A 22551-nucleotide genomic window follows, 5' to 3' on the forward strand; every position below is an offset into this window, starting at 1 on the left:
GGGATCTTCCGCTATCATGGGGCGCTGTTGCCAACAGCCATGATCCGTTGGAGTTGTACCCCATGAGCAAGCACAAGCGCCGTCCCGTACCGGTTTTCGAACACCCCCTCATCGAGACCCATTGCCACCTGGACTATCTCAAGGGTGAGCCGGTGGAGGATGTGGTCATGGCCGCCGAGCAGGTGAACATCGAACGCCTGATCACCATCACTGTCTCCCCGGGCAACCTGGAGACGGTGCAGCACCTGGCCGCGGCCCACCCGCGCGTATACGGCACCCAGGGCATCCACCCGCATGAGGCGGACAACTGGCATGACGGGCTGGACCCCTTTATCCGAGACGCCATGACGGCCAGCCCGAAACGGCTGCTGGCCATCGGGGAGATCGGGCTGGATTATCATTACGACTTCAGCGATCGCGACACCCAGAAGTCGGTCTTCCGCAAGCAGCTGCAGATGGCCTCGGAGCTGGACAGGCCAGTGGTGATCCACACCCGGGAGGCGGATGAGGACACCATCGAGATCCTTAAGGAGTTCGAGGGGTCATTGAAGCAGCGCGGCGTGGTGCACAGCTTCAGCTCGGGCCCGGAGTTGGCTCGCTATGCGCTGGATCAGGGCTGGTACATTGGGTTCAATGGGATCTGCACCTTCAAGAAGGCGGAGAATGTGCGTGAGATCATTGATATGACGCCGGCGGACCGGATCCTGCTGGAGACGGATTCGCCCTTCCTGGCGCCGGTGCCGTACCGGGGCAAGGAGAACATGCCGTATTACCTGCCGTTCGTGGGGGAGTTCATCGCCCAACACAAGGGGCTGGAAGTCGAAGAGTTCCTGGCACAGGCTTACCAGAACAGTGAGGCGGTGTTCTTCAGTCAGCAGGATTGATAGATCGTTGCCTGGTAAGGGGAATGGGGGAGTGCTCTCCGGGAATCGCCACGAGTACATCCATGTAGGCTGCTCTTCCGCCATCCCTGGCTCCAGAGCTTCCCGGAGAGCACTCCCCCATTCCCCTCACCGATCCGAGGTTATTGCTGACTCGGCTGAACCAGGACCCAGGGGGCAACAACCAGGGCCCAGACCGTCGCATCCGAATCATGCCACCCCTGGGCCTCATCCGGCTTAACCTCACCCACGGCCCCCTCCTGGATCCACTGCTGGAAGCGGGCCTTGTCGTCCCGCACCAGTGAAAGCCCAACCTCGATCAGATCCTGCCCCGGCGCCACGCGTACCACATTGCCGCGGGCGTAGAACCGCTGCAGCTCCACCCATCCGATCTGGGCCGTCTCCTGGTGGAGTTTGGCGCGGAGTTCGTCGTCGTTTTCCGGAATTCCGTCAGTTTCAAGCGACATCAGCGTCTCCAACACGTTCGAAAGCAGGGGATCGGGGAGGGCTTTCAGGGAAGCGACAAACCCTCCCCGATCGCCTGCCTGTTACCAATCAGCAGTCTGGTGACAATAGAAACAAAAACGGGTGGCCCGAAAGCCACCCGTTTTCCGCGAGTCAGCCTCCCGAAGAGGCTAACCCATCAACCGCCAGAGTTCACTTGGCGATCATGTTGCGCAGCACGTAGTGCAGGATGCCGCCATTACGGTAGTAGTTCATCTCGTTGGCGGTATCCACACGGCAGACCACCTCTGTCTCGGTGGTACTGCCATCCGGGCGCTCGGCCACGAGCTTCAGCACCTGGCGCGGCTCCAGATTCTCATCCAGACCCTTGATGCTGATCTTCTCATCGCCGGTCAGCCCCAGCGTCTGGCGGTTTTCGCCGTCCTTGAACTGCAGCGGCAGAACGCCCATACCCACGAGGTTCGAACGGTGGATCCGCTCGTAGCTCTCGGCAACCACGGCTTCCACGCCCAGCAGGCGGGTACCCTTGGCGGCCCAGTCACGGGAGGAGCCAGTGCCGTACTCCTTGCCGGCGATCACAACCAGCGGCGTACCCTGCTTCTGGTACTCCATGGCCGCGTCGTACATGGCCATCTGCTCGCCGGTGGGCACGAACTTGGTGAAGCCGCCCTCAACGCCGTCGAGCATCTCGTTCTTGATGCGGACGTTGGCGAAGGTGCCGCGCATCATCACTTCGTGGTTACCACGGCGCGAGCCGTAGCTGTTGAAGTTCTTGGGATGCACACCCTTTTCCTGCAGGTACTTGCCTGCCGGGGAATCCGGCTTGATGGAGCCGGCCGGGCTGATGTGGTCCGTGGTGATGGAGTCACCGAACAGCGCCAGGATGTTCGCACCCTCGATGTCCTTCGGCGGCTGCAGCGGCTTCTCGATGCCTTCGAAGAACGGCGGGTTCTTCACGTAGGTGGATTCGTCGTCCCACTGGTACGTCTTGTCCTTGCTGAACGGAATGCCCTGCCAGACTTCGTCGCCCTTGAAGACGTCGGCGTATTCCTTGCGGAACATCTCGTCGTCCACCTTGGACACTTCCTGGGCGATCTCCGCGTTGGAGGGCCAGATGTCCTTGAGATAGACGGGGTTGCCACTCTGGTCGTTGCCCAGCGGCTCGCTCTCCAGGTCAACGCGAGTGGTGCCGGCCAGGGCGTAAGCCACAACCAGGGGCGGTGACGCCAGCCAGTTGGCCTTCACATCCGGGTGAACCCGGCCTTCAAAGTTCCGGTTACCGGAGAGCACGGAAGAAACCTGCAGGCCGCCTTCGTTGATGGCTTCGCCGATCTCGTCCGGCAGTGGACCGGAGTTGCCGATACAGGTGGTGCAGCCGTAGCCCACGAGGTTAAAGCCGAGCGCGTCGAGCTCTTTGCTCAGGCCGGCGGTATCCAGGTAGTCGGTCACAACCTTGGAACCCGGTGCCAGCGAGGACTTGACCCAGGGCTTGCGGTCCAGGCCCTTCTCGCGGGCTTTCTTGGCCACCAGGCCGGCGGCCATCAGCACGCTCGGGTTGGACGTATTGGTGCAGGAGGTGATCGCCGCGATCACCACGTCGCCATGGCCAAGGTCATAATCCTCGCCCTTGACCGGCACGCGCTTGTCCTTGTCCTCAACGCCAGCGTCATCCAGCAGCTTCTCGAAGGTGCTCTTCATCGCCGGCATATCAACCCGATCCTGGGGCCGCTTCGGACCGGCCAGGGAGGCCTTCACATCGCCCAGGTCGAGCTCAAGCGTATCGGAGAACTTGGGCTCCGGCTTGCTGGAATCACGCCACATGCCCTGAGCCTTGCTGTATTCCTCAACCAGCTTGATCTGCTCGTCGCTGCGGCCGGAGAGCTTGAGGTAGTTCAGGGTCTCGTTGTCGACCGGGAAGAAACCACAGGTCGCGCCGTATTCCGGTGCCATGTTGGAGATGGTGGCACGGTCGGCCAGCGGCAGGTTGTCGAGGCCGGGGCCGTAGAATTCGACGAACTTGCCGACCACGCCCTTCTCACGCAGCATCTGGGTCACGGTCAGGACTAGGTCGGTGGCGGTCACGCCTTCCTTCATGGAACCGGTCAGACGGAACCCGACCACTTCCGGGATCAGCATGGAGATGGGCTGGCCCAGCATCACGGCTTCCGCCTCGATGCCGCCGACACCCCAGCCCAGGATGCCCAGGGCGTTGATCATGGTGGTGTGGGAGTCGGTGCCGACCAGGGTGTCCGGGTAGACCTGGGTCTCGCCGTCCTGCTCCTTGGTCCAGGCAACCTTGCCCAGGTACTCGAGGTTGACCTGGTGGCAGATGCCGGTGCCCGGCGGAACCACGCGGAAGTTATCGAACGCTTCCTGGCCCCAGCGCAGGAACTCGTAACGCTCGCGGTTACGGGTCATCTCGATGTCAACGTTGGCCCGGAAGGCATCGGAGGTGGCGTACTGGTCGACCATGACGGAGTGGTCGATGACCAGGTCCACCGGCGACAGCGGGTTGATCTTCTCGGGATCGTCACCGGCCTTCTTGACCGCGTCACGCATGGCGGCAAGGTCCACGACACCGGGCACGCCGGTGAAGTCCTGCATCAGCACACGCGCCGGGCGGTACTGGATCTCGCGGCTGGACGAGCGGTTCTTCAGCCAGCCGGCAACGGCTTCGATGTCATCCTTCGTCACGGTTTGGTTGTCTTCGTGACGGAGCATGTTTTCAAGCAGAACTTTGAGGGAAACGGGCAGCTGCTGCAGGTCACCGAGGTGCTTTTCGGCTTCCGGCAGGCTGTAGTAGCGGTACTGTTTGCCGCCAGACTCGAGGGTCTGGGCGGTCTTGAAACTATCGACAGGCGACATGGCATCCTCCCTTGGTAGGGTTATTCGATGGGCCGATTATACCAGACAGGTAGCTTGGAAACGGCCCGGATCGGTCGCGGATTGTACTGGAAACGAACGCAGAACTGTAGGTGTGAACCGAAACGCCTTACAGGGCGCTTCCATCAGTAACGAATCGTCAGCACGTTGTACACCAGCAGACCGCAAACCCCGAGCAACGCTAACCAGGTGCCCAGAACGCCCGCAGCCCGGGCCAGATGCCAGCGCCCCTGGGCAACGTACATGCCCCAGGCATGGGCGACACGGCTCACCAGGAAAAGCCCTCCCACCGTGTGAAGGGCCGCATAGGCAACCCCGTTCATCTCCGCGATGAACATCAGCACCAGCATCAGGGGCATGGACTCAATGTAGTTGCCATGAATCCGCGAGGCCACGCTCAGTTCGTGATGCCCCCCGTCGCCCACGCCCACACCCAGCTGTTGGCGCAGGGCCACAACCCGCCATACAAGGATCAGCTTCAGGACGACAAAGACAACAGCGTAAAAGGCAGTGGCAGGTGCGAGCATGGGCTCTCCTCGGATCAGGCGTTTTCGGGGGTGGCATCCACTGCGGGCTGGCCCGTCTCGGGGTCCACCGAGACCGTCATCACCAGTGGCTGACAGCAGACGAAACAATCTTCCACATAAGTCTGGTCGCCCAGAGAGCAATCAACAAGAACGCTGATCACTTCCCCGCAGCATGGGCAAGGCACGGGTACGGTCTCGGTCAACGACATGGGGCTTCAGCTCTCGCCTACAGGATGGCTTTGCTCAGATGATAGCCTTGATGGATGTCACAGTACATGGTGGGCGGCGCGCCGATACCGCATCCCTATCGCGTGCATCAAGGAACCGAATCAGGGGCCTGATCCATTGCGGTGGTGGCGCGGGAGGTTAGAGGATCATCCCGGCAGCAGCCAGATCGCGGCGGCCGGCAATACAGCCATTATCAGGACGAAGGTGAGCAAGCGCCCGGGACTACGTGGCTCAGGAGCCGGTGTTTGCGCTTCCGGTGACTTAGGCTTGCGCTTGCTGGACTGGGTTGGTTGCCAGCGTGTAAGCCACAATGCCAGCAGCGGACCGACCACGCTCAGCCAGCCCACCCAGGCTACGGTACCAATGCCATACCCCCAAAACACGACGGCCGAAAGCCAGCCCAGGGCCAACAGACTACTGCCGGCGATCCGCCACCGAAACTGCTGTAACGCGGTCGGCGATCGGCCCAGTATCTGGTGACCGTGGCGTGCCATGGCCAACGCCAGGGCCGTTAACCCCAGTGCGTTCACGACGGCAACCACGCCGTGGCCCAGCATCACGCCACCCCCGGCAAAAGGGCCCAGGCCAGGACCGTACAGCCCCCCGTCGCCAGAACCAGCCCTCCCCAGACGGTGCGCAGGCGCTGGACACTGAAGCTCCATAGAATGATCAGGGCATAGAACACGAAACCCAGCAGGTTGGCGGCTGCCACCGCCTGGGCCTGAGGAAGCGGCCAAACCAGAGCCAGCAGCACAGTCGCCGCGGACGTTAAAGCGTAGCCGCCAACCACCGCCGCCAGTACCCGCGCGGCCACCGCCAGGCGGTATCCTGCCCCCTGCGTCGAGGTGCCCTTCATGCCGCCTCCCCCAGGCCGGTGGCTGCCTGACCCGAGCCACGAACGCGCGCCGCGACACCCAGCCAGCGCCGACGCACCTTCACGGCCATGAGGCCAAACAGAGACCCCAGCCCCAGCACTGTGAGATCCAGTCCAGCCAGTCCCCAGTCACCCGCCGGCAGCGTAACGCCCAGGTGACGGTTGGTGGTAAGCGCGTTGATAACCGGCACCAGGGTAAAGGCGACAGCGGCAAGCCCGAGTACTTCCACCCAGGCCCGGCGGGTGTCGCGAAAGCACGCATAGATCAGGATCTCGCCCCAGACCAGGAAGAGGCAGTGCACCTCCCAGGCGGCGCGTGCCTCCATGCCAACCGGGAGGAGACGGTTGGCCCAGAAATAGGCCGCCACGGCCACCGGAAGCCCGGCGATGGTCGCCACATTGAGCGCCTCCACCAGCTGCAGGCCCCTCCCCTGGGTGCCGTGCCGGCGGCGGCGCTTGACCGTCCAGAGCACCAGCCCGGTGCCGATCATCCCGCACCCGAGCAAGCCGGAACCGAAATACAGCCAGCGCAGCATGGGCCCGGCGAACAGGCCCTCATGCAGGGCAAAAAGCGTCCGCGTCGTGGCCGCGGTGGCGTTGAGACCCGGCTCGGGCGGGAGCCGCTCTCCCGTCTGGCCGTCAAAGCGACGCACGACGTCATTGTGGAAACGCAACCGGCTGCCCCGCACCCGCTCCACGCCGACCGTAAGTCCGGCTTGGGCCGGATTCCGCACCCGCACCGCACGGACCTGACCCTCGCCCCAGTCCGAGGCCGCCTGAGCCACCATTGGCGCCACCGGGGCCTCGGGCCTGGAAACCGGCCCGGCACTGCCCTCCCCTCGCTCCAGGAGGTCATCGAAATACGCCTCACGCGCTTGCTCACTGGTCCCGTAGGTGACGGCGATGCCGGCTGGCAGGTACGTGGTGGCAAAGAACGCAAGCCCGCTGTAGGTGATCATCAGGAAAAACGGCAATGCCATCACGCTGATGAGATTATGCGCATCCAGCCAACTGCGCTGGCCCTTACCGGGCCGGAACGTGAAGAAGTCCTTGAAGATCTTGCGGTGGGTAATCACCCCCGTTATGAGGGCAACCAGCATCAGCATGGCGCAAACACCGACAATGCGGTACGCAATGGCGGTGTCAATGTAGTGCAGTGCGTAGTGCATGCGATAGAGCTGGCTTCCACCGCCCGTTTCCCGCGCGCTGACCGGTTCCACGGGCTGACCGGTGCTGGGGTCCAGCGTTTCACTGTGGCGCGCCCCGCGCCCTTCCCCATTCTCAGGAGGCGTCCGCCACTGGATGCCGAAATCCGCCCATCCCCTGGGCGAACGGGAATGATGAGGCAGAATCACCCGCCAGGCGGTTGCCTCTGGCGCCACCGTGGTCAGCCGCGACAGCGCCCTGTCGATCAGGGCGTCCTGTTCAAAGGCGGGGGGCGGGGTCTCCAATGGTAATTCCGGCTTCATCCAGCGGGTAATCTCGTCCTCGAAATACCCGGCGGAACCCATGACAAAGACAAAGAACAGCACCCACCCGACCACCAGCCCGGACCAGGTATGCAGCCATGCCATGCTCTGTCGAAATCCGTCTCTCATACAGCGCTCAGACCAACCTTTTCCGCGAGCCCCGAAAGAGTGGCCCCGATGACGAATGCGCAGCCATAAACCCCGTTAACCACGCGAACCACGTGCGCCCTGATTCAGGATGGGAGGCGTCCGATTGGAACCAGCTGCCTGGATCGGCATTTAACCGATTCAGCGGATGGTAACATGGACGATAATCAATCGCATTATCACGCGGTATGGTTTAACGGGAGGGAGCCGGACGCGGCTTCAGCCGTCGGCACGGCTGGCTTGATACCAGGTATCAAGCCAGCCGGTCACCTGAGCCTCCGGCATGGGCTTGCTCAGGTGGTAGCCCTGCATGATGTCACAAGACATGGTGTGCAGAAGCTGTGAGGTGTCATCGCTTTCCACACCCTCGGCAACCACCTCAAATCCGAGGTCATGGCACATGTTGATGGTGGTGCGCACGATGGTCGCATCCTCCTGGTTGGCATCCATTTCCCTGACAAAGGAACGGTCGATCTTGATCTCATGCACGGGCAGTTTGCGGATGTAGGAAAGCGAGGAATACCCCGTACCGAAATCATCAATTGCCAACCGGATCCCCGCGTCATGGAGCCCGCGCAACGCCGTCAACGCTATGGAGGGATTGATCATGGTGGCGGTTTCGGTCACTTCCAGGATCAGTCGTCCGGCAGGCAAACCGCGCGCCTGCAGCATGGCCAGCACCTGGTCCGCGAATGCCGGCTCCTCCAGGTTCAGCGCCGATATGTTGACCGCCATGCGCACCGGATAACCGGCGGTGTCCATGGTGGCGCAGAACAACAGCGCGCGATCCAGGACCCACCGGGTAAGCGGCCGGATCAGGCCCGTCTGTTCCGCCATGGGAATGAACTCATCCGGCGGGATCGCCCCGTACTCCGGATGATTCCAGCGCAACAGCACCTCGAAGCCGCACACCTCCCCGGAGCTCAGCCGCACCTGAGGCTGAAAATACAGCTCCAGAGCGTCCTCGTTGATGGCCCGCCGCAACTCGGTCATCAGGGTCAGGCGGCGCTCACTGTAGGGATTCATGGATTCCGTATAGGTCGCCACATGATTACCACCGCTGTCCGCCTGATCAAAGGCGATAAAGGCGTGGCGCAAAAGCGTTGAGGTATCGGGGCTGTCATCCGGGTAGAAGGAACACCCCCCGACCATGCGCATATCCAGGCTGAGCCCCCGGAACGCCACCGGTTCGCGGAGCGACTCCATCAAGGTTGCCGTTTGGCCGGACATGGTCTCGGTATCGCGGGGATGAAAGGCGCAGGCAAAGGTGATGCCTTCCACATGAGCTACGGAACAGGGACCGCTATCGGCCTTTTCGATGATGATCGAATCCGGCAGGCGAAGCACAACCTCATTCATCCGCCAGGCCAGCTGATAGAGCAGCTGGTCCGCATTCTCATGCCCCAGGGTCTTATTGATGTCATCAAAACCGCCAAAATGCACAAGCACTAGGGCAAGGCGACAATCCCCGCGATCCGCCACCCGTTCAATACTTTCCCCCAACACCATTTCCAGCAGGCTGCGCCCCGGCAAACCGGTCAGCCCATGGTGCTGTGCCTGCTCCAACAGGCTCTGTTCCATTGATTCACGTTCTTTCATGGCCTCACGGCGGGCCCGCTGTTCGTGACTGAAACGCTGCCCCAACGCAAACGTCAGCACCAGGGCCTGCAGGACCGCGCCCAACTCGATGCCATGCGTGGTTACAAGGTTCGAAGGGACTATTCCGGCAAGCATCAACAGCCAGGCCACCCCCCCCAATAACAGCATGACCCAGGCCGCCATGAAGTACCGGGCCGTCCTGTGCCCCTGAACCATCATCACCAGGCCAATCAGCAGCATGACAAGACTCACGGCGCCGGCCAGCACCACCGACAGCCGCGTGGACACCTCATAGCTTAAGAAGAACGCCGCCAGGGTGTTCAATGCGGTAACCCCGGTCAGCCCATGGAAGACACCGCGCCGGAAGCGCATATCCGGCGTGATCTCAAGGAAGGTACGCGCAAACAGGCTGAAGAAAAGCGCAATCATGCCGGAGCTGACAAGGGTCACGCGCTTGTTGAGTTCAGGATGGTCCGGATAGAGGAACTGGAAGGCAACGCCATGAAGGCTGACCATTAGAACGAGCAAGCTTGCGTTGGTCAGCACATAGTAGAGATAGCGAGGCTCCCGTAATGCCGCATAAAGAAAGATATTGAACACGACAATGATCAGCAGCATGCCATAGAAGATGCTGCGACCGACCATGTCCGCCTCATTCGCCTCGTAAAACGCCTCGGGCTCCCAGAAGATCAGGGGCACCCGGTGGGAGCCGGATGTTCTGACCCGGAGGAAGACCTGGCTTACCGACCCGGGCTTGAGTGTCACCGGCAGGACAAAAGTCCGGTGCGCCATGGCGCGGGAGTGGAAGGGATAGTCGTCGCCGGTCCGTTCGCTTTCAACAATGCGGCCATCACGGACGTGGTAGAACTCAACGTGGTCCAGCAGGGGGTAATCAATCTCGAGAAACCGCTCCGTTGCGCTTGGAAGCGGATTCTCCAGCCGCATTCGGTACCAATAGGCGCCACGGCTGTAGCCAAAATTGGCTGCGGCCGCTGCCACCGGTGACCAGTCAGGACTGACCTCACCGGCGAGAATGGCGGGCATGGCCACACGCCCTTCAGCCGGCTCCGGCCAATACTGCAGGCTGTTGGCAGGGATCTGGCTTTCAGCGCCCGGCAGCACCGTGATCGCGTGGGCATCGGGCACAGTGGTCAGCAGGAGCGCGAACACGAGCATGATGCCCATGGCGCTTCGACATGCCTTCCAATGGTGCAGCGCAACCCTGCTCATCGTCACCCCTGAGCCTGTGCGTTACAGACTCCAGTATAGACAGTGAGCCATGTCCCTGCTTGCTGGTACCTGCCGAGGGTTCAGCAAAGCTGTTCCAGGAGTGCCGCATGGGCCCGGATCCCGCGATGGAAACAGGTCACCTCAAATTTTTCATTGGGGCTGTGCATGCCATCGTCCTCCAGGCTGAACCCCATGAGCAGGGTGTCGATGCCCAGAATGTCCCGCGCCCAGGCCGCGATGGGAATGGAGCCACCACTGCCCAGCAGTACCGGCTGATGATCGTAGACCTCATCCAGGGCGCTCAATGCCGCCTTGAGGTAGCGGGAGCCGGTGGGAATCCGGATGGCGGGGGCCGCGGAATGCACCGTGAGATCAATAGCGCATCCTTCCGGTGTATGGGCGTCGATGAACTGGCGAAGGCCCTCAATGATGCGCTCCGGGTCCTGGTCCGGCACCAGCCGGAAGCTGACCTTGGCGCTGGCTTCCCGGGGGATCACCGTCTTGGCCCCGGTGCCGGTGAAGCCGCCGATGATGCCATTGATGTCGCAGCTCGGGCGCGACCAGAGCCGTTCCAGCAGGCTGCGCTCGGCCTCGCCCCCGCCCGGAGTGGTTACGCCGGCGGAGCCGAGGAAGCCCGCCTCATCCATGTTCAGGGCATGCCATGCGGCCAGCTCCTGCGTCGAGGGCTCCACCACATCGTCATAGAAGCCGGGCACCTGGATCCTGCCCTGCCCGTCCTGGAGTGCCCCCAGGACCCGCGTCAGGCCATTGATGGGGTTTTCAATGGCGCCACCGTAAAAACCGGAGTGGAGATCATGGCTGGGCCCACGGCAGGTCAGTTCGGTATAGAGCAGGCCGCGCAGCGTGTAGGTAATGGCTGGTGTATCCACATCCCACATGCCGGTGTCGCTGACCACACACACGTCCGCTTTCAGCTCCTGCTGGTACCGTTCAAGCACCGGGCGCAGGTTCTTGCTGCCGACCTCCTCTTCGCCCTCCAGCAACACTGTTGCCTGGATGGGGAGGCTGCCATGCACCGCGTGCCAGGCCTTCAGGGCCTCCACCCACATCATCAGCTGGCCCTTGTCATCCACCGCCCCGCGGGCAACCATTTTCCGGCCATGAGGGCTGTCCTCCAGCGTTGGCTCAAAAGGCTCATGGCGCCACTCCGCCAGCGGTTCCGGGGGCTGCACGTCGTAGTGGCCGTAATACAGCACATGGGTGGCATCGGCGGGGCCCACGTAATGGCCGATCACCACCGGGTGGCCCTCGGTCTCGCGGATCTCAATACGGAAGCCCAGGGGCTCCAGCTCGTCCTTCAACCACTGCGCGGCCTCGCGCATGGAGCCCTCATAGGCCGGGTCCGTACTGACGCTGGGGATGCGCAGCAATTCGGACCAGCGCTCAATGGACGCCTCAAGGCCGTTGTCGATGTGCTGCAGGACGGATTCGAGCATGGAGGACTCCTTGTGTGTGTTGGCCACGATCCAGAGCATTCGAGGATAGGGGAGCAGCGGTGCGGGAACAAGCATTTGAAGGCACGGGGCGCGCGCCTTATCCTCACCCAAAACACTGGGAGACCCACCATGGCCCCTGCCGATACAGCAGCACCGTTCTGGGAACGCAAATCACTGGAAGCCATGAGCGAAACCGAATGGGAGTCGCTCTGTGATGGCTGTGGCCGCTGCTGTACCCACAAGCTGGAGGATGCGGATACCGGTGATGTCTACGCCACCCAGATCGCCTGCCGCCTGCTCGACTGCAGCACCTGCCTGTGCTCGGATTACCCTGGCCGGCTGCAGCAAGTGCCGGACTGCCTCCAGGTAACCCCCGGGATTGCGCGCCACAGTGACTGGCTGCCAAAGAGCTGCGCCTACCGGCGGATTGCCGAGGGACGGGGCCTGGCCTGGTGGCACCACCTGGTCTCCGGCTCCCGCGATACCGTTCACACGGCCGGTATATCCGTCCAGGGGCGCGTTCTGCCCGAACCCATCGTGGATCCCGAAGACTACGAAGACCACATTGTGGAGTGGATACAGGAAGACACTGACGCCCCCTGACGGCTGACCTCCCCGCTCTTCCAGAGGCCGCCTCCGTACCACGACCTATTACAGTCTGTAACGTCACGCCGCTTTTTTGACTGGACGTTCAATTAAAATAAATTTACCCTCCGCAACGCTGAATTTCGGCAATCCCTTACAAAAGGAGGTTATGTAATGAAAAAGAATCTGTTAGGGGCTGCAATAGCAGCCACCGTAACAGCGGCAGCGCCCTCGCTGGCCGTCGCAACGACCAATATTTCCGCAGGGGTCTGGGCTAACTATCGTTATGTGTCAGACTCGGATTTCGTATCGCCGGCTTACAACAGCGACCTGGACGAAGAAACCGGTGGCGATATCGGCCGCGAATCCCTGATCCTGTACGGCAGCCACTCCCAGGATGATGGCCCCTGGAAACTATCCTCCGAAGTACGTTTTGGGCCGGGCAGCTTTTCCGATCCGGACAACAACTCCACGGGCAGCTATACCTCAATCCACAAACTCTGGGTGGGTCGCAGCCTCGGTGAAAACTGGGAAGTCCAGATTGGTAAGAGCCAGGTTCCGTTTGGCTGGAAGACCGTCAACTTCTGGCCCGGCGACATGCTGCAGGGCGGCTATGGCGACCAGATGGACATCGGTGCCAAGTTCACCGGCAATGCGGGTGGTTTCGACCTGGCCATCGCCTATTTCCACCAGGATGACTGGGGCGAAACCAGCACGGACACCGTTGACGACAATGGGCACTGGGGCTCAAAAATTGAGAACGATAAAGGAAACGAGGTCTATACTTACCGGAAAACACAGACCGGCGTGCTCGATGCCAGCTACACGTTCGGCCATGATGGCGCAAGCAGCCAGTTCGGCCTCTCCGCTCAAGCCGGCAATCTGCAGGACCTGAGCGATCACGCAAACGCTTGCGGCACAAGCTGCACGGACCTGGACGACGGCTCCCACACGGCCTTTGCCGCCTACTATCAAGGGGAATACGGCCCCTTTACCGCCAAAGCGGAAGTCATCAAGGTTGACCGCGACATCCCCAACATGGCCAATGATGTGGAGAACACCCGCTACGCGCTTCAGGGGGGCTACAGCGTTGGCAACTGGTTCGCCTACATTGATGCCACGGCGGCGACCACGGATACAGAGGGGAACAATGCGGACACCGTTCACGGCGTGGCACCCGGTGTTCGCTATGACTACGGCCCCGGCTGGGTCTATCTTGAATACCTCGAATCAAACGGCGATATTGGCCGCAACGGCGATATCTACGAAGCCGATTTCGACGCGATGTACGTGACCATGGATTACTACTTCTGATCCAGGTCCCGTCCAGGGCGGCCCTCTGTCTTCAGGGGCCGCCCTGTCTCCCTCCAGTTTCCATCCTTTCCCTCTGCGTCAAGACGCCATAACCACCCCGTTTCCGCGCCCATGGCGAATCGCGGTGCCAGTCGCCCTGTCCTGATCCCCCTGTTATAGTCTGACCACACTTCATTCAGTCGTGCTGGGCCAAGCCATGTCACAGAACAGGGAACTGACCGAAAGGGTCGAGCATATCCGTGCTATTCCCCCCTTGGACGCCGCCGAGGAACTGGTCCGGATGCCGACGGACGACATCCAGTTCATCCTCTCGCAGCTGCCCACGGATCAGGCCCTGACCACGGCCTCCCACCTGGGCGAAGCAGCCGCTCCGGACGATGCGGCGACGCGCGCGGTGCTGTCCGGCATGGAAGACACCATCGGTGAACTGATGACACCGCCGACCGCGACACTGCCGGCCAGCCATACCGTGGCTGAAGCGTTGGCCTTCATGGTGAAAAGCGTTGATGTGTCCGAGATCAGTTACATCTTTGTGACCGAGAACCACCGCCTTGTAGGCGTAGTGGGCATGCGCGACCTGATTCTCGCCAAGCCTTCCGAAGCCCTGTCAGGCGTCATGGCGCCGGAGCCCTTTGCCTTTCGCCAGGACACCCCCATCGAGAGCGCGGTCGGGGATGTCCTTCAGCGCCATTACCGCCTGTACCCCGTCGTGGACGAGAACCGGCGTGTCGTGGGTGAAGTGCGAGGCGGAAAGCTGTATGAGCGCATCGCCTCGGAACTGAGCGGCCAGGCTGGCTCACAGTACGGTGTGGCGAAGGAAGAGCAGATCAATACGCCGGTTTTCGCCGCCTTCCGCATGCGCCACCCGTGGCTCCAGGTGAACCTGATCACTGCTTTTGCCGCCGCATTTGTCGTGGGCATGTTCGAGAGCACCATTGCCCAGATCGTTGCCCTGGCGGCGTTCCTGCCGGTGCTCGCGGGGCAGAGTGGCAACACCGGCTGCCAGGCGCTGGCAATCACTCTGCGCGGCATCACGCTGGGGCAGATCAAGGACTACCCGGTCAGGCGGTTACTGCGCAAGGAAATCCTGCTGGGCGCGCTCAATGGCGCCGTGGTGGGTGTGATTGCCGGCATCGCCATGTTCGCCTATGCCGTAGCCACCGACTCCGCCAACCCGGCCATGCTCGGGCTGGTGATTTTCATCGCCATGATCGGCGCCTGTATGGGCAGTGGCATCTTCGGGGTGGCGGTTCCCCTGGTGCTCAAGCGCTTCGGTGCCGACCCGGCCACCGCCAGCAGCATCTTCCTGACCACCTTCACGGACATCATTGGCATGGGCCTGATGCTGTTCCTGGCCTCCACGTTGGTCTTGTAATCGCCAGAAAACAGTGAAACCACAGGTTCTCTTGCCTACACTTATTTGGCATTGATCAATTTTCAACCTTGACCCTAAACGCCGGATCCTCGGATGCATCAATGGCCAAAAATCCTCGCGCTTTCACCGCTTCTGGCCCGGCTCCTCCCGGAACGCGGGCACAGCCACCGCAACCGGACAATGGCTCAGACCGCCTGAAGCGTGTTGTCAGATCCGGCGTTACCGCCGCGTTCTTTGTACACCTGGGGCTGTTGCTGCTGTTCGTGGGACTCGAAATATGGATCCTTGCCGCGTTCAACGTCCTCAGTGTGAGCATTTACACCCTGTGTGCGAAATTGGCCGAACAGGTGACGCACTTCAAACCCGTTTTAGTGCTTGCCGGCTCGGAAATCATTGTGCACGCGGCCCTCGCCTCCCGCGTGACAGGATGGGAAAGCGGCTTCCATTACTACGTGCTGGGCTTGGCGCCGCTTATTTTCATCAGCCCCAAGGTGACCAAGCGGACCAAGATCTCGGTCATGGGCACCTTAATCCTGGTGTACATTGCGATCAGCGCCTGGACGCGCACCGCCACGCCCTGGCACCCGCTGGATCCCGCGCTGATCCAGGGCATGCATTATATGAACATGACCCTGGCGCTGACGCTGCTCGCGATGCTCCTGCACGTCTACTCCCACAGCATCCAACGCACCGAGCGCAACCTCCAGACCCTGGCCGAGACCGACAATCTGACCGGCCTGCCCAACCGGCGCGGGCTACTACGCTTTACCGAAGGGTTGGAAGCCCAGCCCGACACGGGCCAATCCGAGGCGGTGGCCATTATCATCGACGTGGACCATTTCAAGAGCATCAACGACCGTTATGGCCACAGCTTTGGGGACTCCGTCCTCCGGACGATCGCCAACACGATGCAAATGCAGATCCGGGACCAGGACACGCTCGCCCGGTGGGGCGGCGAGGAGTTCCTTCTGCTGCTCCAGAATGCGGATCTGGCACTGGCCTTCAACGTTGCCGAGCGGATTCGCGAGGCCATCAGCGAGCATGTGTTCGAGGTGGATGACCAGACCATCCAGGTGACGATCACCAGTGGCATAGCGCTCTGGGAGCACGGGGAGTCCTTTGAAATGTGCGTGGATCGCGCCGATGAGGCGCTTTACCACGGCAAGCGAAGCGGCCGGAACCAGAGCGTGGTCTACAGGGCGGCCCTGTCCCAGCCGCTTTGAGGCCGATCACTTCATCTCAAAACCACGCCTCACCAGGAAGTCCCGCATGTGGGGGCGGAGCTTGGTATCAAACAGAGGCGTCAGGTTCTGGGACCAGTTGCTGTCCTTGTTGCCCCCGGTACGGGCGCGGTAGTAATCCCGCATGGTCTCATCGAAGGCATTGACCTGCTCCGCGTCATCGCTGTAGTAATCCTCCTTGAGGATCGTCTCCACCGGCAGGCGTGGCTTCACCTCCGGGTCCTGCGCGGGATAGCCAAGGCACATCCCGAAGACGGGATACACGTGCTCCGGCAACCGGAGAAGATCGCTAACGGCCTCGGGGTTATTGCGGATGCCCCCGATGTAACAGATCCCCAGCCCTTCAGACTCAGCCGCAACCGCTACGTTCTGGGCCATCAGAGCGGTGTCCACGCTTGCCACAAGAAGCTGCTCGGTCATGCCGCGCACCACATTGGCACCGGTGCGCTCCGCCGCGTCCGTGGGCCGTTTCATGTCGGCACAGAACACCAGAAAGTCCGAACAGCTCGCGATGTAGTCCTGACCGCCGGCCAGTTCAGCCAGGGTCTCGCGGTTGGCCTGATTCGTCACACGGATAACGCTGTAAGCCTGGATGTGACTGGAGGTGGCAGCGCTCTGGCCGGCTTGCACCAGCTCGAGCAACAGCTCATGGGGAATCTTGTCGTCGGTGAACTTGCGAATGGAGCGGTGGGATTTCAGAAGATCGATAACGGAATTCATGCTACCTCACTGATCAATGAACGCTTCTCTGTGCCGGGCACAGAATACTGGGTTTGTGATGAGGGAAGGCCCAGAGGACGCCCGCGCCCCGGCCTCAACGCTCAAGATCCTCTTTCATCGGTTCAAACGCCTCGCGGGTGAGCTCACCCCTGGCATAGCGCTTAATGAGGATATCCATTGCCCTATCGGGGTCACGATGCCGGCGCGGTGAGGGGGGCCCATCCGTACCCGATCTCCGAGTAGCGCGTATCCGCCACGGAAACCGTGCGCCTTGCAGCCTGGCTACCGCCCAGGGCTTCATAGAAATACCGCGCCGTATTGTCCGCCAGGACCCAGACGATCATGGAACGGAACCCATCCGCCAGCAAGGCGTTAACCCCGGCCTGGAAGAGGGCCAAGCCGATGCCCTGTCGCTGATACGCTTCCAGAATATAGATCGCGTAGAGTTCGGACTCGTAATCACTTTGCCCGCTTCCTTCCGGCCCCAAAGCCGCGAACCCCACGATTCCGGCATCCGCGGATTCGGCAACGAACAGATGCTTGGCATCGCTTTCCTCGGCGAGGACCTTTTCCCACATAGCCGCCCGGTTTTCCACGGACAATGCGGCCAGGACCTCATCCGGGAAGATGCCAGCGTAAGCCGATTGCCAGGCGGCTACATGCACGCTCGCTATGGCGGGGACATCGTCCAGAACCGCTCTCCGCACACTTGCTTGCTCCTGCACCATTGAGAGACTCCCTCGTTCAATGCGCATCCCCAATCTCAATTAGAGACTGAGGAAACATCCGGATGCAAGCAAGTAAGGGGTAGTACGGCCCCCCGGTGCCCCGACGCTACAGCTGCTGCTGCGTCGGCCGGATGATGAGTTCATTCACATCCACGTCACCAGGCTGCTCAACGGCATAGGTAACGGCGCGCGCAATGGCGTCGGAACTGATCGCGACGGCGTAGACCTCGCTGGCCGCTTGCTGGGCATCCGGATCCGTAATGTGGTCGGTCAGCTCGGTTTCAACGGCACCGGGCGAGATATTGGTGGCGCGGAGCTCACCGTTCGATTCCTGCCGGATCCCTTCTGAAAGCGCCTTGACCGCGTACTTGGTGGCGCAATAGACCACGGACCCTGGATAGACCTTATGGCCCGCCACCGAGGACAGATTGATGATATGGCCGGACTGCTGCTCACGCATGGTCGGCAGGACGGCTGCCAGGCCGTAGAGAACGCCCTTGATGTTGATGTCGATCATGGCATCCCACTCATCAACCTTGAGCTTGTCCAGCGGCGCGAGCTGCATCAGCCCGGCATTGGCCACCAGCACATCGATACGGCCATAGGTTTCCCGGGTCTGATCCGCCAGCGCCTGCATGGCGTTGCGGTCGGTCACATCCGCCACCTGGTAGCTCGCTTCGCCACCCGCCGCGTTGATGGATTCGGTCAGCGTTTTCAGCCGGTCTTCACGCCGGGCCGCCAGCATCAGCCTGGCGCCTTTGTCAGCCAGCATTCGGGCGGTGGCCTCACCCAGGCCACTGCTGGCGCCGGTTATGATGACGGTTTTGCCTGCAATCTCAGACATAGTGGGAACTCCCTCTGTTGTGATTCGTGGGCTTACTGCTGCAACGCTGCGATCAGTTTTTCCGCTACCGCTGCCGAAGATTGCGGATTCTGGCCGGTGATGAGCTTGCCGTCCTGAACGGCGAGCGGTTGCCAGTCATCCGTCGCCTCGTGCTCGGCACCCAGCTCCTTGAGACGGCTTTCCAGCAGGAAGGGCACTTTCTCAGCACCGCCTACGGCGTGTTCCTCGGCGTCCGTGAAGGCCGCTACACGCCGCCCCTGGATAAAGGGCACACCGTCCGCCTGGCGCATACCGGCAAAAACCGCTGGTGCATGGCACACGGTGCTGATCACCCGACCGGACTTTTCAAAGGCAAACAGCAGGTCGTGCAGCTTGCGGTTGTAAGGCATATCAAAGACGGTGCCGTGGCCGCCGGGCAGATAGACCGCGTCGTAACCGGAGGTATCCAGGGTGTCGAAGGCAGGGGTGTCGGAGAGCTGGTCAATCGCATCCTGCCAGGCCCGGACCTGCTCCTCGCCCACGGCACTGTTGGGATCAACGGGCACCGCGCCGCCGGCAACAGACGCCACCGTTACCTCGTGGCCTGCCGCGCGCAGCTGCTGGTAAGGCACGGCAAACTCTTCCAGCCAGAGGCCGGTCGGTTCACCATTGAGCATGCGTTCATGACTGGTCAGAACAAAAAGAACGTGACTCATAAGGGCTTCTCCCTGGTTCGTTTGATTTGGTGAACACTATGGCGCTTCCTCTAAAATTCAGCTAATTTATTTCTGTTATTCCAGATATTTTGATGCAACATGTCCATGCGCTATGACCTGAACCTGTTACGCACCTTCATAGCCCTGCTTGAGGAACGCAGCGTGACCCGCGCGGCCAAGCGGCTGGGCATGACGCAACCAGCCCTGAGCAACACCCTGGCCCGCTGCCGGGAGCTGTTCCAGGATCCCCTGTTCATCAGGGAGCGCTACGGAATGCGGCCCACGGAAAAAGCCCTCGCCATCGGGCCCGCCATCCGCGAGGCGCTGGAGGAAATTGACCACCTGGTGCTGGAACAGCAGACCTTCGACCCCGCCACCACGACCATGCGGTTTGTCATCGCCGCCAACGACTATGTGGAATACGTCTTCGTGCCACGGCTGGTGGAGCGGCTGCAGGACCAGGCGCCGGGCATCCAGATCCGGATCATTCCCTATGGGGCGGATCTCACGGAGACGGGGGTGGCCGCGGGGGACACGGCCCTGGTGCTGGGGCGGATTGTGGACCCACCGGACAACCTGGTGGTCCAACCGTTGATGGAGGATGGGTTGGCCTGCGTGCTGCGGGCAGACCACCCCTTCCAGGGCGATCAGCTCACGCGTGAAGCTTTCGAGAGTCTAAAGCACGTCAACATGCTGCCGCCTGGACGCCTCAAGAAAGGGCTTTTCGAGGCACTCGGCCGCCAGGGCCTGGAACGGGACGTGGCTGTGTCTGTTACCCACTTTCTCTCCATCCCTGAGTTGATCGCCACCACCGACTACTGCACCACACTGCCCCAGCTGATCTGCCGGCGGTTCGTCCGCGACCCGCGCCTGCGTGTTGTGGCGCCACCCGCGGATCTGGGGACCTTCCCCGTACACCTGGGGTGGCATGTGCGCTACCGCCAGGATCCCGCCCATCAATGGCTGCGCGAGCAGATCCATGATGTGGCCAGGGAGTTGATGGCGGAGGAGGATCTGTGAGGGGGCGGCATTCCTACCGCAACTAGGCATTTCCATGTTTGAAGCGTCAGAACTTCAACGGCATAACCAATCCTCCCAGGATAAACATAAGTCCGAAAACCAGGCCCATTGGCCTGTCACCGTTATCAGTATCCGTTCCACCCATGGTGTAAACCACAACCCCAAAGAAGAACCCTAGAACATTGTAAAGGCCAAGATTTAAGCCGCTTTTTCCCCTGAATCCAGGTCCTTCCTTCTTATGAGAAATCCGGGTTAGCGGAATTTGAACCCAAGCTGCAGGCCTTGGTAACCTTCGCTTTGATTGGGTATGCCTCGGGCGAAAGGCCGGATCACACCTGATCGCGAAAAAGGAGCGGGGGCTGGCCCCTCAGCAGGATCTGAAAAGGAGTTCACTCAATGACGGAACAACAACTTCCCGATGAAGCTCTCTTCCATATCTCCGAACAGGATATGACCCTGGAAGAGAAAGCCTTCCAACTCTATGATGCGCCATCACAAAACACACTGACGCATTTCAAGCGGATCAACAGCCATTTTGAGGATGGACAAGTCCGTATTGGCGAAATGGTAGTAGTCACGCCGGCGGAACCTTCCCAGTGCACCTACTGGGAAGCGCAGCTTGCCGAGCGCGCCCAGGCGCACAACGAGTTGGTCGCGCAGGAAAGCCGCAGAGATCGTCGTTTTCTTGCACGTTACTATGCCTTGATCAACGATGCGGCGAGCTACGCAGGCATTGCCATTGGCCAGCTGAACAACTCCTACAGAGCGCGTGCTCAGCGATTGAAAGGATTGTTTCGTGAACTGGAACAGCTGCATCGCGAAACGTACAGAAGGACCGGCGGGCTTAGCGGTCCTCGGTTCTTCAACGAGCGGAGCCGGATCTTTCGTCAGGTGGATCGTACGCTTAGCCGGAGCTTTCGGCGGGAGCTTTTCGGTCAGGCAGCCGGTAGAGGTAAGATCAAGGCGCAAATGGGTCTGAGCACGAAATCCGTCCTTCATCAGTTCAAACAGCAGGGCGCCGACGAACCCTTGCCGCAGTTCAGAGAGAGTCGGGCGAACCTGCTTCGCGCTTCGCGCCATTTCAATAAGATCGGTTACGTGGGCATGGCATTGGACGTTGGCGTGAGTGCCAGCCGTATTGCTGAGGTTTGCACCAAGAATCCTGATTCTCAAAAGTGTGCCCGCACTAAGTACGGACAGTCCGGCAGGGCGGCTGGGAGCATTGCTGGGGGTACAATTGGGGGAGCTCTTACAAGTTATCTCGTATGCACTGTAGCCCTTTCTTGGACCGGCCCCGGAGCCCTTGGCTGTACTGTAGTGGCTGGTGGTGTTGGCGGATATGCTGGGAGTCAGGGCGGGGGAGCCTTTGGAAAAGCAGGAGGGGAAGCAATCTACGAAACCACGGTGAAACCAGCTAACTAGGATCAGAAGGTAGTAGGGTGACTATCTTGGACGGAGTGTTTATTGGCGTTTTTTTGGCCTTCATAACGATCGCGTTTATTTGGATCGCGGATATTATTTATTTTCATTTCCGCTATCAAAAGCCTATTGATGAAAAGGTCTGCGAGGCCAAAGGAGAGCCCTACGTGAACATGGGGTTGTTGGTTGGGGGTTGCCAGCTTATGGCGTATGGAGGCGGCCTGCTATTCCCCAATGTGGCGAAGCGCAATGGCTTTCACGAGATTGTCAAGGCCTTACCCAAGAACCAACGCTACCATCTGGTTTTTATCTTTGTGGCCAATGTGATCACTTTAAGTTTGTTAATACTGGGCGTCGCGATGATGGAGATTTTCAATCTTTGAGTGACATCAAGCTTGGATACTGGGTGGCTGGGTAGATGTCAGGTACCGGGTAGTCGGTCACTTGATCGGCATCACCAGAAAACCGCCCGCAATGGGTGACCCCCCCGTAACAAGCCTTTCCGAGTGCCACCTATTCCGGCGCTGGCCCCTTAAGCTGGGTTGAGCGGCCATTACGGCGCTGGATCGCGACCGCCTGCGGCGCCCCGGGTTCCGCTTCCTGCATGAACGCCAACACATGGCGATGATCCCGGATGGGCTCTCCGTTCCACTGCTCGACCCGGTCGCCCCATTGAAACCCGAACCGCTCAGCGGCCGAGTCCGGCTGGACGGCGATCACGAAAGTTCCCTTGCTTGTGGTTGTGGTTGTCAGCCCCCAACGCAGTTCCCGTCTGTCAATGGCCATCTATTTTGACCCACCTTTGGCCAATAAAATTGACCCACCCTTCATAGTCTAGGTCTTGGTTTTC

Annotated in this window: 22 protein-coding genes; 8 read left to right on the top strand and 14 right to left on the bottom strand. The window is 60.9% G+C overall.

The annotated features are described in order from the left end of the window. Nucleotides 1-62 precede the first annotated feature (62 nt). The gene (locus AC1RQI_RS10530; RefSeq protein ID WP_481904744.1) at nt 63-884 is read left to right on the top strand and encodes a TatD family hydrolase; all 822 of its coding nucleotides are present in this window, start codon (nt 63-65) and stop codon (nt 882-884) included. Nucleotides 885-1024: 140 nt separating this feature from the next. On the opposite strand, the gene AC1RQI_RS10535 is transcribed toward AC1RQI_RS10530, so the two are convergent. The 9 genes from AC1RQI_RS10535 to AC1RQI_RS10575 all read right to left on the bottom strand — a co-directional run bounded on the left by AC1RQI_RS10535 (nt 1025) and on the right by AC1RQI_RS10575 (nt 11760). Beyond that, nucleotides 1025-1348 (bottom strand): DUF2288 domain-containing protein, encoded by a 324-nt coding sequence (locus tag AC1RQI_RS10535; protein ID WP_481904745.1) that lies wholly within the window; start codon nt 1346-1348, stop codon nt 1025-1027. A gap of 190 nt (nt 1349-1538) precedes the next feature. After that, nucleotides 1539-4211: an aconitate hydratase AcnA gene (gene acnA / locus AC1RQI_RS10540; RefSeq protein WP_481904746.1), complete on the bottom strand. Its 2673-nt coding sequence runs from the start codon at nt 4209-4211 to the stop codon at nt 1539-1541. Between the two features lie 143 nt (nt 4212-4354). After that, on the bottom strand, nt 4355-4756 hold the full coding sequence (locus tag AC1RQI_RS10545; RefSeq protein ID WP_416633082.1) for an MAPEG family protein: 402 nt from the start codon (nt 4754-4756) through the stop codon (nt 4355-4357). A 14-nt stretch (nt 4757-4770) separates the two neighbouring features. After that, nucleotides 4771-4965, bottom strand: coding sequence for a CPXCG motif-containing cysteine-rich protein (locus AC1RQI_RS10550; protein ID WP_416633081.1), 195 nt, complete (start codon nt 4963-4965; stop codon nt 4771-4773). Between the two features lie 165 nt (nt 4966-5130). Next, nucleotides 5131-5541: a DUF3325 domain-containing protein gene (locus tag AC1RQI_RS10555; RefSeq protein ID WP_481904747.1), complete on the bottom strand. Its 411-nt coding sequence runs from the start codon at nt 5539-5541 to the stop codon at nt 5131-5133. Further along, a complete protein-coding gene (locus AC1RQI_RS10560) occupies nt 5541-5840 on the bottom strand; it encodes a hypothetical protein (RefSeq protein ID WP_481904748.1) in 300 nt (99 codons plus the stop codon). Before AC1RQI_RS10560 ends, AC1RQI_RS10555 begins: the two co-directional genes overlap by 1 nt. Further along, the gene (locus AC1RQI_RS10565) at nt 5837-7432 is read right to left on the bottom strand and encodes a PepSY-associated TM helix domain-containing protein (protein WP_481904749.1); all 1596 of its coding nucleotides are present in this window, start codon (nt 7430-7432) and stop codon (nt 5837-5839) included. Before AC1RQI_RS10565 ends, AC1RQI_RS10560 begins: the two co-directional genes overlap by 4 nt. Before the next feature lie 261 nt (nt 7433-7693). Beyond that, complete coding sequence (locus AC1RQI_RS10570) at nt 7694-10303, bottom strand: EAL domain-containing protein (protein WP_481904750.1); 2610 nt, start codon at nt 10301-10303, stop codon at nt 7694-7696. Nucleotides 10304-10383: 80 nt separating this feature from the next. After that, nucleotides 10384-11760, bottom strand: a complete 1377-nt coding sequence (locus AC1RQI_RS10575; protein ID WP_481904751.1) for a M20/M25/M40 family metallo-hydrolase — start codon at nt 11758-11760, stop codon at nt 10384-10386. Between the two features lie 129 nt (nt 11761-11889). Here AC1RQI_RS10575 and AC1RQI_RS10580 point away from each other — a divergent pair, with 129 nt between their 5' ends. The 4 genes from AC1RQI_RS10580 to AC1RQI_RS10595 all read left to right on the top strand — a co-directional run bounded on the left by AC1RQI_RS10580 (nt 11890) and on the right by AC1RQI_RS10595 (nt 16257). Then, nucleotides 11890-12363 (top strand): YcgN family cysteine cluster protein, encoded by a 474-nt coding sequence (locus AC1RQI_RS10580; protein ID WP_481904752.1) that lies wholly within the window; start codon nt 11890-11892, stop codon nt 12361-12363. Nucleotides 12364-12519: 156 nt separating this feature from the next. After that, nucleotides 12520-13659, top strand: coding sequence for a porin (locus AC1RQI_RS10585; RefSeq protein WP_481904753.1), 1140 nt, complete (start codon nt 12520-12522; stop codon nt 13657-13659). Between the two features lie 196 nt (nt 13660-13855). After that, on the top strand, nt 13856-15034 hold the full coding sequence (locus AC1RQI_RS10590) for a magnesium transporter (protein WP_481904754.1): 1179 nt from the start codon (nt 13856-13858) through the stop codon (nt 15032-15034). Nucleotides 15035-15135: 101 nt separating this feature from the next. Further along, a complete protein-coding gene (locus AC1RQI_RS10595) occupies nt 15136-16257 on the top strand; it encodes a GGDEF domain-containing protein (protein WP_481904755.1) in 1122 nt (373 codons plus the stop codon). A 6-nt stretch (nt 16258-16263) separates the two neighbouring features. On the opposite strand, the gene nfsA is transcribed toward AC1RQI_RS10595, so the two are convergent. The 4 genes from nfsA to AC1RQI_RS10615 form a co-directional block, all read right to left on the bottom strand. Next, a complete protein-coding gene (nfsA, locus tag AC1RQI_RS10600; RefSeq protein WP_481904756.1) occupies nt 16264-16995 on the bottom strand; it encodes an oxygen-insensitive NADPH nitroreductase in 732 nt (243 codons plus the stop codon). A 191-nt stretch (nt 16996-17186) separates the two neighbouring features. Continuing rightward, on the bottom strand, nt 17187-17723 hold the full coding sequence (locus AC1RQI_RS10605) for an N-acetyltransferase family protein (RefSeq protein WP_481904757.1): 537 nt from the start codon (nt 17721-17723) through the stop codon (nt 17187-17189). Between the two features lie 106 nt (nt 17724-17829). Next, entirely contained in the window at nt 17830-18567 is a 738-nt protein-coding gene (locus AC1RQI_RS10610) for an SDR family oxidoreductase (RefSeq protein ID WP_416633067.1), read from the bottom strand. Nucleotides 18568-18599: 32 nt separating this feature from the next. Beyond that, the gene (locus tag AC1RQI_RS10615; RefSeq protein WP_416633066.1) at nt 18600-19262 is read right to left on the bottom strand and encodes a type 1 glutamine amidotransferase domain-containing protein; all 663 of its coding nucleotides are present in this window, start codon (nt 19260-19262) and stop codon (nt 18600-18602) included. Between the two features lie 99 nt (nt 19263-19361). Between AC1RQI_RS10615 and AC1RQI_RS10620 the strand changes: the two genes are divergently transcribed. The 3 genes from AC1RQI_RS10620 (at nt 19362) to AC1RQI_RS10630 (ending at nt 22084) form a co-directional block, all read left to right on the top strand. Continuing rightward, nucleotides 19362-20282, top strand: a complete 921-nt coding sequence (locus tag AC1RQI_RS10620) for a LysR family transcriptional regulator (protein WP_481904758.1) — start codon at nt 19362-19364, stop codon at nt 20280-20282. Between the two features lie 396 nt (nt 20283-20678). Further along, nucleotides 20679-21704 carry a hypothetical protein gene (locus AC1RQI_RS10625; RefSeq protein ID WP_481904759.1) on the top strand — a complete coding sequence of 342 codons (1026 nt, stop codon included), beginning with the start codon at nt 20679-20681 and terminating at the stop codon, nt 21702-21704. A 26-nt stretch (nt 21705-21730) separates the two neighbouring features. Further along, a complete protein-coding gene (locus tag AC1RQI_RS10630; protein WP_481904760.1) occupies nt 21731-22084 on the top strand; it encodes a hypothetical protein in 354 nt (117 codons plus the stop codon). 130 nt (nt 22085-22214) lie between these two features. On the opposite strand, the gene AC1RQI_RS10635 is transcribed toward AC1RQI_RS10630, so the two are convergent. Next, entirely contained in the window at nt 22215-22487 is a 273-nt protein-coding gene (locus AC1RQI_RS10635; protein WP_481904762.1) for a PDZ domain-containing protein, read from the bottom strand. Nucleotides 22488-22551 lie beyond the last annotated feature (64 nt).

This window comes from Salicola sp. AFF1 (assembly GCF_056783195.1).

What these genes read in the sequence shown, in the direction of transcription:
- AC1RQI_RS10570 (WP_481904750.1), bottom strand. Translation starts at nt 10,303, where the DNA reads ATGAGCAGGGTTGCGCTGCACCATTGGAAGGCATGTCGAAGCGCCATG.
- AC1RQI_RS10620 (WP_481904758.1), top strand. Translation starts at nt 19,362, where the DNA reads ATGTCCATGCGCTATGACCTGAACCTGTTACGCACCTTCATAGCCCTG.
- AC1RQI_RS10615 (WP_416633066.1), bottom strand. Translation starts at nt 19,262, where the DNA reads ATGAGTCACGTTCTTTTTGTTCTGACCAGTCATGAACGCATGCTCAAT.
- AC1RQI_RS10555 (WP_481904747.1), bottom strand. Translation starts at nt 5,541, where the DNA reads ATGCTGGGCCACGGCGTGGTTGCCGTCGTGAACGCACTGGGGTTAACG.
- AC1RQI_RS10535 (WP_481904745.1), bottom strand. Translation starts at nt 1,348, where the DNA reads ATGTCGCTTGAAACTGACGGAATTCCGGAAAACGACGACGAACTCCGC.
- AC1RQI_RS10560 (WP_481904748.1), bottom strand. Translation starts at nt 5,840, where the DNA reads ATGAAGGGCACCTCGACGCAGGGGGCAGGATACCGCCTGGCGGTGGCC.
- AC1RQI_RS10575 (WP_481904751.1), bottom strand. Translation starts at nt 11,760, where the DNA reads ATGCTCGAATCCGTCCTGCAGCACATCGACAACGGCCTTGAGGCGTCC.
- nfsA (WP_481904756.1), bottom strand. Translation starts at nt 16,995, where the DNA reads ATGAATTCCGTTATCGATCTTCTGAAATCCCACCGCTCCATTCGCAAG.
- AC1RQI_RS10635 (WP_481904762.1), bottom strand. Translation starts at nt 22,487, where the DNA reads ATGGCCATTGACAGACGGGAACTGCGTTGGGGGCTGACAACCACAACC.
- AC1RQI_RS10610 (WP_416633067.1), bottom strand. Translation starts at nt 18,567, where the DNA reads ATGTCTGAGATTGCAGGCAAAACCGTCATCATAACCGGCGCCAGCAGT.
- AC1RQI_RS10530 (WP_481904744.1), top strand. Translation starts at nt 63, where the DNA reads ATGAGCAAGCACAAGCGCCGTCCCGTACCGGTTTTCGAACACCCCCTC.
- AC1RQI_RS10625 (WP_481904759.1), top strand. Translation starts at nt 20,679, where the DNA reads ATGACGGAACAACAACTTCCCGATGAAGCTCTCTTCCATATCTCCGAA.
- AC1RQI_RS10580 (WP_481904752.1), top strand. Translation starts at nt 11,890, where the DNA reads ATGGCCCCTGCCGATACAGCAGCACCGTTCTGGGAACGCAAATCACTG.
- AC1RQI_RS10545 (WP_416633082.1), bottom strand. Translation starts at nt 4,756, where the DNA reads ATGCTCGCACCTGCCACTGCCTTTTACGCTGTTGTCTTTGTCGTCCTG.
- AC1RQI_RS10550 (WP_416633081.1), bottom strand. Translation starts at nt 4,965, where the DNA reads ATGTCGTTGACCGAGACCGTACCCGTGCCTTGCCCATGCTGCGGGGAA.
- AC1RQI_RS10590 (WP_481904754.1), top strand. Translation starts at nt 13,856, where the DNA reads ATGTCACAGAACAGGGAACTGACCGAAAGGGTCGAGCATATCCGTGCT.
- AC1RQI_RS10585 (WP_481904753.1), top strand. Translation starts at nt 12,520, where the DNA reads ATGAAAAAGAATCTGTTAGGGGCTGCAATAGCAGCCACCGTAACAGCG.
- AC1RQI_RS10605 (WP_481904757.1), bottom strand. Translation starts at nt 17,723, where the DNA reads ATGGTGCAGGAGCAAGCAAGTGTGCGGAGAGCGGTTCTGGACGATGTC.
- AC1RQI_RS10565 (WP_481904749.1), bottom strand. Translation starts at nt 7,432, where the DNA reads ATGGCATGGCTGCATACCTGGTCCGGGCTGGTGGTCGGGTGGGTGCTG.
- acnA (WP_481904746.1), bottom strand. Translation starts at nt 4,211, where the DNA reads ATGTCGCCTGTCGATAGTTTCAAGACCGCCCAGACCCTCGAGTCTGGC.
- AC1RQI_RS10595 (WP_481904755.1), top strand. Translation starts at nt 15,136, where the DNA reads ATGGCCAAAAATCCTCGCGCTTTCACCGCTTCTGGCCCGGCTCCTCCC.